General features: G+C 68.5%; 12 protein-coding genes and 1 pseudogene. 9 read left to right on the top strand and 4 right to left on the bottom strand.

Features of this window, described 5'->3' with window-relative positions:
• The coding region (lipB, locus tag I5I_RS04875) for a lipoyl(octanoyl) transferase LipB (protein WP_036317127.1) at window positions 1-375 on the bottom strand (375 nt) is incomplete at its 3' end.
• A 73-nt stretch (window positions 376-448) separates the two neighbouring features.
• On the opposite strand from lipB, the gene I5I_RS04870 reads away from it, so the two are divergent.
• Together I5I_RS04870 and ffh are read left to right on the top strand one after the other, a co-directional pair.
• Window positions 449-1,099 carry a TetR/AcrR family transcriptional regulator gene (locus I5I_RS04870; RefSeq protein ID WP_239640020.1) on the top strand — a complete coding sequence of 217 codons (651 nt, stop codon included), beginning with the start codon at window positions 449-451 and terminating at the stop codon, window positions 1,097-1,099.
• A complete protein-coding gene (gene ffh, locus I5I_RS04865) occupies window positions 1,066-2,616 on the top strand; it encodes a signal recognition particle protein (RefSeq protein ID WP_036317124.1) in 1,551 nt (516 codons plus the stop codon). Before I5I_RS04870 ends, ffh begins: the two co-directional genes overlap by 34 nt.
• A gap of 4 nt (window positions 2,617-2,620) precedes the next feature.
• Here ffh and I5I_RS04860 read toward each other — a convergent pair whose 3' ends face one another.
• Together I5I_RS04860 and I5I_RS04855 are read right to left on the bottom strand one after the other, a co-directional pair.
• Entirely contained in the window at window positions 2,621-3,355 is a 735-nt protein-coding gene (locus tag I5I_RS04860; protein WP_036317116.1) for an SGNH/GDSL hydrolase family protein, read from the bottom strand.
• 99 nt (window positions 3,356-3,454) lie between these two features.
• Window positions 3,455-4,618 (bottom strand): glutamate--cysteine ligase, encoded by a 1,164-nt coding sequence (locus I5I_RS04855; RefSeq protein ID WP_036317114.1) that lies wholly within the window; start codon window positions 4,616-4,618, stop codon window positions 3,455-3,457.
• 183 nt (window positions 4,619-4,801) lie between these two features.
• Here I5I_RS04855 and rpsP point away from each other — a divergent pair, with 183 nt between their 5' ends.
• From rpsP to trmD, 4 genes are read left to right on the top strand one after another with little or no spacing between them, the layout of a single operon-like run.
• Window positions 4,802-5,230, top strand: a complete 429-nt coding sequence (gene rpsP, locus I5I_RS04850) for a 30S ribosomal protein S16 (RefSeq protein WP_036317112.1) — start codon at window positions 4,802-4,804, stop codon at window positions 5,228-5,230.
• 5 nt (window positions 5,231-5,235) lie between these two features.
• Complete coding sequence (locus I5I_RS04845; RefSeq protein WP_036317111.1) at window positions 5,236-5,466, top strand: RNA-binding protein; 231 nt, start codon at window positions 5,236-5,238, stop codon at window positions 5,464-5,466.
• 1 nt (window position 5,467) lies between these two features.
• Window positions 5,468-6,097 (top strand): ribosome maturation factor RimM, encoded by a 630-nt coding sequence (rimM, locus tag I5I_RS04840; protein ID WP_036317109.1) that lies wholly within the window; start codon window positions 5,468-5,470, stop codon window positions 6,095-6,097.
• A 1-nt stretch (window position 6,098) separates the two neighbouring features.
• Window positions 6,099-6,788 (top strand): tRNA (guanosine(37)-N1)-methyltransferase TrmD, encoded by a 690-nt coding sequence (gene trmD / locus I5I_RS04835; protein WP_036317106.1) that lies wholly within the window; start codon window positions 6,099-6,101, stop codon window positions 6,786-6,788.
• 37 nt (window positions 6,789-6,825) lie between these two features.
• Here trmD and map read toward each other — a convergent pair whose 3' ends face one another.
• A complete protein-coding gene (gene map, locus I5I_RS04830) occupies window positions 6,826-7,608 on the bottom strand; it encodes a type I methionyl aminopeptidase (protein ID WP_036317104.1) in 783 nt (260 codons plus the stop codon).
• Between the two features lie 52 nt (window positions 7,609-7,660).
• Between map and I5I_RS04825 the strand changes: the two genes are divergently transcribed.
• From I5I_RS04825 to rplS (I5I_RS04815), 3 genes and pseudogenes are all read left to right on the top strand, one after another.
• Window positions 7,661-8,155: a hypothetical protein gene (locus I5I_RS04825; RefSeq protein WP_036317102.1), complete on the top strand. Its 495-nt coding sequence runs from the start codon at window positions 7,661-7,663 to the stop codon at window positions 8,153-8,155.
• A 168-nt stretch (window positions 8,156-8,323) separates the two neighbouring features.
• On the top strand, window positions 8,324-8,671 hold the full coding sequence (rplS, locus tag I5I_RS04820; protein WP_036317132.1) for a 50S ribosomal protein L19: 348 nt from the start codon (window positions 8,324-8,326) through the stop codon (window positions 8,669-8,671).
• 122 nt (window positions 8,672-8,793) lie between these two features.
• Window positions 8,794-8,988 (top strand): annotated as a pseudogene (rplS, locus tag I5I_RS04815) (50S ribosomal protein L19); the annotation flags it as partial.

Raw genomic sequence — 8,988 nt, 5'->3', positions numbered from 1 at the left:
CCGGACGTCCTCGACGCGGTGCCGTCGACGCCCGCGTGCCCACACGTCGATGAGGATCTGCTCGAGCCGGCGCACGTGGGCGACGACGTCCACGGGTTCGGTGAGTCGAACGATCGGGTAGCCGACGAGCTGGCCGGGTCCGTGCCACGTGATCTTGCCGCCGCGGTCCACATCGACGACCGGCGTACCGTCGGTGGGCCGTTCGTTTCGCGCCGTGCGGGCACCCGCGGTGAAGACGGCCTCGTGCTCCAGGAGCAGCAGCGTGTCGGGGCGCTGCCCGGCGACGACGTCGGCGTGGATGTCGCGCTGCAGCGCCCACCCGTCGGTGTACGCAATGAAGTCGGGCGCGAGGCCGACGGTCTGCACGTCGAGCATGGTGGGCTCCTTCGCGAATGGAGGGCGGTGTTTGTGGACCGGGTCCAACAATACGCCTCGCTACAGTGGACAGATGTCCTCGGGTCGCCCCCGCGCCACCTCGCGCTCCACGATCGCGGAGGCGGCGACAGAGCTCTTTCTCGAACGGGGATTCGCGGAGACGACGATCGCCGCCATCACGCAGCGCGCGGGCGTGAGCCGGTCGAGCTTCTTCAACTACTTCTCGTCGAAGTCCGCCGTCCTGTGGGCGGCGCTCGACGAGGGCATCCGCCGTGCGGTCGACGCGTTGCGCGCCGGCGCAGCTCCGACGGCTGCCCTGCGGGCGGCCGTGTGCGACATCGAAGCCGACAGCCTCGCACTGGCCATCATCCACGGCGCGGTGATGGGGCTGTCCGATGAGCTCGCCGACGAGCGGGCGATCCGTACGGGGATCCTCAGTCGCGCCGTGTCCGACAACCTGGTCGCCGCGGGCGCCGTCCCGCCTCGAGGCCGACGTGCACGCCGCCGCCCTGTCGGCCGCCGTGTTCGCCGCCGTCTGGGCATGGGCGGCATCCGAGGCTCCGCGCCCGGCGCTGGGCGGATTGGTCGAGCGCGCACTGGCGGCCGCCGGCGCGTCGCAGTGACCGGGGCCACCGGCTCCGCCTCAGCAGCGCAGAGCCGGCGAGGGGCTTCCCGTAGAATCAGGGGATCATGGCGACTTTCGGCACCCTCAGCGATCGGCTGACAGAGACCTTCCGCAACCTCCGCACGAAGGGCAAGCTCAGCCCCGCAGACGTCGACGGCACCGTCCGAGAGATCCGGCGCGCCCTGCTCGATGCGGACGTGGCACTGGTGGTCGTCAAGGAGTTCACGGCGAAGGTTCGCGAGCGTGCTCTCGGCGACGAGGTCAATCGCGCCCTCAACCCTGCCCAGCAGGTCGTGCAGATCGTCAACGAAGAGCTCGTCGCGATTCTGGGTGGTCAGCAGCGTCGTCTGCAGTTCGCGAAGAACCCGCCCACCGTGATCATGCTGGCCGGCCTCCAGGGATCCGGCAAGACCACCTTCGCCGGCAAGCTCGCCCGACAGCTCGAGAAAGACGGGCACACGCCGCTGCTCGTGGCCGCCGACCTCCAGCGTCCGAACGCCGTCAACCAGCTGCAGGTCGTTGCCGAGCGCGCCGGCGCCGCCATCTACGCACCCGAACCGGGCAACGGCGTCGGCGACCCGGTTCGCGTCGCGCGTGACGGCGTCGAGACGGCGCGCCGCCAGCAGCACGATGTCGTGATCATCGACACCGCGGGACGGCTCGGTGTGGATGCCGAGCTCATGAAGCAGGCGGCCGACATCCGCACGGCGACGGATCCCGACGAGGTGCTCTTCGTCATCGACGCGATGATCGGTCAGGACGCCGTGAACACGGCGAAGGCCTTCCAAGACGGTGTCGACTTCACCGGTGTGGTGCTGAGCAAGCTCGACGGCGATGCGCGCGGTGGTGCCGCCCTGTCCGTGGCCTCGGTGACCGGCCGCCCGATCATCTACGCCTCCACGGGCGAGAACCTCGAGGACCTCGAGGCGTTCCATCCTGACCGCATGGCCAGTCGCATCCTCGATCTCGGCGACATCCTGACGCTCATCGAACAGGCGCAGCAGGCCTTCGACGAGGAGGAGGCTCGCAAGGTCGCGGAGAAGCTCGCGACCGAGCAGTTCACCCTCGAAGACTTCCTCGAGCAGCTTCAGCAGATGAAGAAGATGGGCTCGATGAAGAAGATGCTGGGCATGCTTCCCGGCATGGGACAGATGAAGCAGCAGCTCGAGAACTTCGATGACCGCGAGATCGATCGCACCGAAGCGATCATCCGGTCCATGACACCGGGGGAGCGCCGCAACCCCAAGGTCCTGAACGGCTCGCGGCGACTTCGCATCGCCCGTGGATCCGGGATGACCGTCACCGATGTCAACCAGCTGGTGCAGCGTTTCGAACAGGCAGCGAAGATGATGAAGACCGTCGCGCGCGGCGGTGTGCCCAACATCCCCGGAATGGGCCCGATGGGCGGTAAGCCCGGCGCATCCACGAAGCGCGGGAAGCAGAAGTCCCGCGCCGGCTCACGATCGGGCAACCCCGCCAAGCGCGCCGCGGAGAACGCCGGACTGGCCGCTGCCGCCAGCGCCCCGACCGGCTCGGGTTTCGGACTCGGCACCCCCGCGGCGCCGCCGCGCGAGGCCGACCTCGCGGAAATTCAGAAGCTGTTCGGCAAGAGCTGAGCGCTCACAGGACGACGCCCGCATCGTCCAACGCGGCCTCCACGGCGTCGCTGAGCACGATCTGCCCGTCGCTGTTGGGATGCTCCCCGTCCCACTGCAGCAGCTCCGGGCGGCCTCGCAGAGGCTGGCCGAGGGAGACGAAGACGCCGTCGTCATCCGACACGGCGCGCTGGAGGGCCTCACTGGACCAGCCGATGGCGTCGGGCTCGTCCCAATCCAGATGCCAGAGCGTGGCGATCCCGATCAGCTGCACGTCGGGCAGCGCGGCCCGCAGCTGGTCGACCGCCGCTCGCGTCGACGCGTCGATCTCGTCCTGCGATGCGCCGCTGTCGTTGTCGGAGGACTGGATGATCACGATCGCGGGACGCAGAGCGATCGCCTGCTGCACGAGACCGGCGTAGTCATCGCCGCAGTCACCGGTGATCGTGAAGCCCGCGCCACTGCAACCGAGGTTCACGATGTCCGCGCCGGTGTCGGCGGCGACCAGAGACGGCCACGCCTGATCGGGGTCGAGACCGAGACCGGCCATGATCGAGTCCCCGATCGTGACGACGACGCCGCTCGGTGCGGGTGCGGGGACACGCGCGGCGTCGACGGCCGCCGCCGGCACCGAATCCGCGGGCGACGCGGCAACGGGTCGATCCGGTGTCGCCACGCCGCATCCCGCCATCGTGAGCACCGCGATGCCGACCACGGCAGCGCTCGTCGCGGTCGTCGGGGCGAACCTGCGGACGGACACGACGTCACTCTACGTCGGGCAGGATGTGAAAGCCCTTTGTCGCAGATCTGGTCTCGTCGGGAACACGTCAGCGCACCGGCGCGGGCGCTCGCCCCATCGTCAGGGAAGGCGGGAGGCCAGGTGGTCGTGCAGCGTTGGGCCCGCCCGGAACTCGCGGATCAGATGGTGCACAACGGCGCGAAGGTCTCCGTCGGCGGCATCAGCGACCAGCAGCTGACGCGCCGAACTGCCCCCTTCGTCGAGGATCGTTGCGACTCCGTCGAGCTCGCGCGCGCAGTGCAGGTCGACCGCGACGTCGGCCAAGGCATCGATCGTCTCGCGCAGGTGCTCCGAGACGGGACGCTGCGTGCCGTCGCGGTCGACGATGACCCGCGCCTGGGTGCCGTATCGCGCCGCCCGCCACTTGTTCTCCCGGACGAACCACGGCTGCAGCGTCGGCAGTTCGCGTCCGGCGTCCAGCTCACGCGAGAAGTGCTCCACGAGAACCTGGACCAGTGCGGCCACCGCTGCCAACTCCGGGAGCGTCGACATGCCATCGCACGCCCGCACCTCGATCGTGCCCCATTTCGGCGCCGGACGAATGTCCCACCGCACTTCGGTGGCGTCTTCCATGACGCCCGTGCGCACCATGTCATCGAGGTATGCCTCGTACTGCGACCACGCGGTCAGCGGCCACGGCAGCCCGGCGGTGGGAAGTTGTTGGAAGACCAACGCGCGATTGGAGGCGTACCCGGTGCGCTCGCCCGCCCAGAACGGACTCGACGCCGACAGCGCTTGCAGATGCGGCAGGTAGGCCGTGAGGGCACCGATGATCGGGAACACCTTGTTCACGTCCTCCACGCCGACGTGGACGTGGATGCCCCAGATCATCATGTTCCGCCCCCACCACTGGGTGCGCTCGATGAGCTTGTGATACCTGGTCTTGTCGGTGACGCCCTGCTCGTACCACTGCGCGAACGGATGACTGCCGGCGCACAGGAGGGCGATGCCGCGGGGGTCGGTCGCGGTGCGGATCTCGGCGATGGCGTCGGCGATGTCGTCGATGACCGCCGCCACGGTGTCGCCGACGCCGCTCGTGACCTCGATGGTGTTGGTCAGCAGCTCGCCCGTGATCGTGTGGCGCTCGAGGGCCGCTCCGCCACCCACCGCAGCCAGGACCTCCGGCGCGCGGGGGACGAGGTCGCCGGTGCGCTCGTCGGCGAGCATCAGCTCCCATTCGACTCCGACGGAGGAACGGCGGGATGTCGCGAAGGGCACCGTCATGGGCACAGTCTGACACGCCTGCGGCGATGGTTCGCGGCATCCGTCCCGATCTGGCAAAATAGGACGCTGGACCGTTCGCTCGACCCTCTATCCGGCGATCGCGTCCACCCTAGAGCCTCCGCCGGGTGTGCACCCCACAGCCCGAGCGTCGTTCATCACCTCACAACACCATTCAGGAGAATTGTGGCTGTCAAGATTCGTCTCAAGCGCCTCGGCAAGATCCGTGCGCCCTACTACCGCATCGTCGTCGCCGACTCGCGCACCAAGCGCGACGGTCGCGTGATCGAGGAGATCGGCAAGTACCACCCGACCGAGGAGCCCTCGTTCATCGAGGTCGACTCGGAGCGCGCGCAGTACTGGCTCTCGGTCGGCGCGCAGCCCACCGAGCAGGTCGCCGCGCTGCTCAAGCTCACCGGCGACTGGGGCCGCTTCAAGGGTGACGCCGACGCCGTGTCCACCGTGAAGACGGCAGCGACCAAGGAGGAGTTCCAGGTCGACACCGCCAAGAAGTCGGTCATCAAGCCCAAGGCGGAGAAGAAGGCCGAAGAGCCCGCCGCCGAGGCAGCCGAGGTCGAGGCTCCGGCCGAGGCCGAGTCGACCGACGCAGAGTAAGACCGTTGCTCTCCGCCGCGCTCGAGCACCTCGTCAAGGGGATCGTCGATCACCCTGACGAGGTCACCGTCCGTTCGTCCTCGTCGCCGCGTGGCGACGTCCTGGAGGTGCGTGTGCACCCCGATGATCGGGGACGGGTGATCGGGCGCGGCGGACGCACGGCCAAGGCCCTGCGGACGCTCGTGTCCGCCCTCGCCGACGGCACGCGCGTGCGCGTCGATGTCGCGGACGACTGAGATGGCTGCCGCAGGACCCGCGCGAACGCAGCTGCGCGTCGGGCGTCTCGTCAAGGCCCATGGACTGAAGGGCGCCTTCAAGCTCGAGCTCTACACCGACGATCCGGATGGCCGTTTCGTGCCCGGCGCCGTCTTCACGCTGCAGGTGCCGGAGTCCTCACCCTGGCATGGCAAGACGGTCACGGTTCGGGAGTTCCGATGGATGAACTCCCACCCGGTCGTCTTCTTCGAAGATGTCGAGGACCGCACGGCCGCCGAGAGCATGGTGCGCGCGATCCTGTGGGTCGATCAGGACGAGAACCCCTCCCAGGAGGAGGACGCCTGGTACGACCACCAGCTCGTGGGTCTCACTGTGCTTCGTGACGGGGCCGATGTCGGACGTGTCGTCCGTGTCGACCACCTGCCCGCGCAGGACCTTCTCGTCGTGCGCACGCACGACACGGATGCCGAGATCCTCGTGCCCTTCGTCTCCGCCATCGTGCCGGAGGTCGACGTCGCCGCCGGCACCGTCACCGTCACACCACCGTCCGGCCTCTTCGAGGAGCTGCCCGGCGAGGACGATCGCGAACCGGCGACGTCCGGCGAGGACGACGACGAGGCGGATGCCGCGGCGGCCGATCCCGAGGTCTGACGTGCGGATCGACGTCGTCACGATCTTTCCCGCGTTCTTCGACGTCCTGGAAGTCTCTCTTCTCGGACGGGCCCGCGGAGCGGGCATCCTCGACGTCCGCGTCCACGATCTGCGGGACTACACCCAGGATCGCCACCGCACGGTCGACGACACGCCGTACGGCGGCGGCGCCGGCATGGTGATGAAGCCCGAGCCCTGGGGCCAGGCATTGGACGCCATCGCGGCCGACGCTGCCGGGCCGCTCCGCTTCGTCTTCCCTTCGCCCGCCGGCTCCGTCTTCACGCAGGGGACGGCACGGAACTGGCCAACCGGCGGAGAGCATCTCGTCTTCGGATGCGGCCGCTACGAAGGCATCGACGAGCGCGTGTTCTCCTACGCGGCGACGTTGGGACAGGTCAGTCTGACCAGCATCGGCGACTATGTCCTCAACGGCGGCGAGGTGGCCGCGATGGCGATGATCGAGGCTGTGGGCCGTTTGATTCCCGGCGTCGTCGGCAATCCCGAGAGCCTCGTCGAAGAGTCTCACGAAGACGGCCTGCTCGAGTACCCCTCCTTCACGAAGCCCGCGGCGTGGCGGGGCTACGACGTGCCCGACGTGCTGCTGTCGGGTCATCACGGCCGCGTCTCGCAGTGGCGTCGAGATCAGCAGCTCGAGCGCACACGGGAGCGACGGCCCGATCTTCTCCCGTAATAGTCGGCGCGCCGGGCAGGATCTCGGCGCCGGGGCCTCAGTCGACGCCGAGGAACGAGCGATCGGTGAGGATGACGGGACCGTCGTCGGTGATCGCGACGGTGTGCTCGGCGTGAGCGCCGCGTGAACCGTCGGCGCTGCGCAGCGTCCAGCCGTCCGGGTCGGTGACGAGCTTGTCCGTCGTCTGCAGGAACCAGGGTTCGAGAGCCAGCACGAGACCGGCGCGCAGGGGGTAGCCGCGCCCGGGCTTGCCGTCGTTCGGGACGTGCGGGTCGCCATGCATCGTGCGTCCGACGCCGTGACCGCCGAAGTCGGTGTTGATCGTGTACCCGTCGGCGTGCGCGACCTCGGCGATGGCGTGCGAGATATCGCCGATCCGCCCTGCCGTCGTTGCGACGCTGATCGCCGCATCCAAGGCGCGCTGCGTCGTGTCGATGAGAGCGAGGTCTTCGTCGCGCGGCGTCCCGACGATGAAGGAGACCGCCGAGTCGGCGACCCAGCCGTCGACGGCGACGGCGAAGTCTAGGGTCACGAGGTCGCCGTCCTGGAGGGCGTAGTCATGCGGCAGACCGTGCAGGACGGCGTCGTTGACCGACGTGCAGATGACCTTCCCGAACGGACTCGCGCCGAACGAGGGGTGGTAGTCGATGTAGCACGATTCAGCGCCTGCCCGCCGGATCAGGTCGTGCGCACGGCGATCGATGGTCAGCAGATTGGTGCCCACCTTCGTCTCGTCCCGCAGCGTCGCCAGAGTCTCTGCGACGAATCGCCCCGCGGGACGCATCGCCTCGAGCTCGGCGGGAGTGCGCAGTTCGATCATCGTGATCCTTTCGTCAGGATCCATTCTGTCTGACCGGCGTAGCATCGAAGGTATGTGGCTGCGTCAGACGTTCTTCCGGTGGCTGATTCCGGCGGCGTTCGTGCTGCCGTTGTGGCTCGTCGTCGGCTGGATCGTCTTCGGCGCAAGTCCCTGGGCGCTGCTGTGGGTTCTGCTGTCGGCGCCGATCGTCTTCGTCTGGCAGCTGGTGCTCGCTCTGCTCGTGCGCGCCCGCGGAACCGTCCGCGCCGAACGTGCCGTCTCGTGGACGGATGCCGGCCTCATCGGAGCCTGGCATGTGCTCGTCGTCGCGCTGGGCGTCTTCGACGGTCGGTGGTGGTGGCCCACGCTGGCCGTGACCATCGTCCTCGGTGTCGTCGCACTGTCGTCGGCGCTGCGGCAGCTGTGGCGCGAGACGGGGCCGCGCGTCTCGATCCTGCGCACTGCCAGCGGGGTCGGCTACGTGCCGCCCGCGCGCCCTGAGCACACGGGCGGGTCGAATCCCGAGGAGATCATCGTCATCCGCGAGAACACGCCGCCCGGATCGTGAGACGCCGGTTTTGATGCGCTCGTCATCCATGGCAGAATGGCTGTTTGTGCCCTGAACAGGCTCTGCCTCAGGGGAGTACGGCGCCGGCAACGGACGCCTCGGGCACACGATACCTTTCCCAATCCCCATCTCGCGATCGACCTGTGGCGGTCGCAGGAAGTGACGATCATGCAGATTCTCGACGCCGTCGATGCGGCTTCGCTGCGCAGCGACATCCCCGTCTTCGCCCCCGGCGACACCGTGAAGGTGCACGTCAACATCACCGAGGGCAACCGTTCCCGTATCCAGGTCTTCCAGGGCGTCGTCATCGGCCGCTCGGGAGACGGCGTTCGCGAGACCTTCACGGTCCGCAAGATCAGCTTCCAGGTGGGCGTGGAGCGCACGTTCCCGGTGCACAGCCCGACGATCGACCACATCGAGGTCGTCACCCGTGGCGACGTCCGCCGCGCGAAGCTCTACTACCTGCGGAACCTCCGCGGCAAGAAGGCCAAGATCAAGGAGAAGCGCGACCGCTGACGCGCTCTCGCCTCGGATGCCCCGGACCCTGCGGTCCGGGGCATCTGTCGTCCGCACGCCACGGCGCATTCCGTCGGATGCGCGCTGCGCACAGCCGCATGTGCGACCCTTGAGAGACGGCACAGGTCTTCCAGGGCGTCGTCATCGGCCGCTCGGGAGACGGCGTTCGCGAGACCTTCACGGTCCGCAAGATCAGCTTCCAGGTGGGCGTGGAGCGCACGTTCCCGGTGCACAGCCCGACGATCGACCACATCGAGGTCGTCACCCGTGGCGACGTCCGCCGCGCGAAGCTCTACTACCTGCGAAACCTCGCGGCA

It is taken from the genome of Microbacterium sp. B24 (assembly GCF_000333415.1).
GTDB lineage: Bacteria > Actinomycetota > Actinomycetes > Actinomycetales > Microbacteriaceae > Microbacterium.
This window is presented reverse-complemented; position numbering and strand designations above follow the sequence as displayed.

Bases quoted from the DNA above. Each gene is read 5' to 3' on its own strand.
- I5I_RS04870 (WP_239640020.1), top strand. From the start codon at position 449: ATGTCCTCGGGTCGCCCCCGCGCCACCTCGCGCTCCACGATCGCGGAG.
- ffh (WP_036317124.1), top strand. From the start codon at position 1,066: ATGGCGACTTTCGGCACCCTCAGCGATCGGCTGACAGAGACCTTCCGC.
- I5I_RS04855 (WP_036317114.1), bottom strand. From the start codon at position 4,618: ATGACGGTGCCCTTCGCGACATCCCGCCGTTCCTCCGTCGGAGTCGAA.
- rimM (WP_036317109.1), top strand. From the start codon at position 5,468: ATGGCTGCCGCAGGACCCGCGCGAACGCAGCTGCGCGTCGGGCGTCTC.
- map (WP_036317104.1), bottom strand. From the start codon at position 7,608: ATGATCGAACTGCGCACTCCCGCCGAGCTCGAGGCGATGCGTCCCGCG.
- I5I_RS04825 (WP_036317102.1), top strand. From the start codon at position 7,661: ATGTGGCTGCGTCAGACGTTCTTCCGGTGGCTGATTCCGGCGGCGTTC.
- rplS (WP_036317132.1), top strand. From the start codon at position 8,324: ATGCAGATTCTCGACGCCGTCGATGCGGCTTCGCTGCGCAGCGACATC.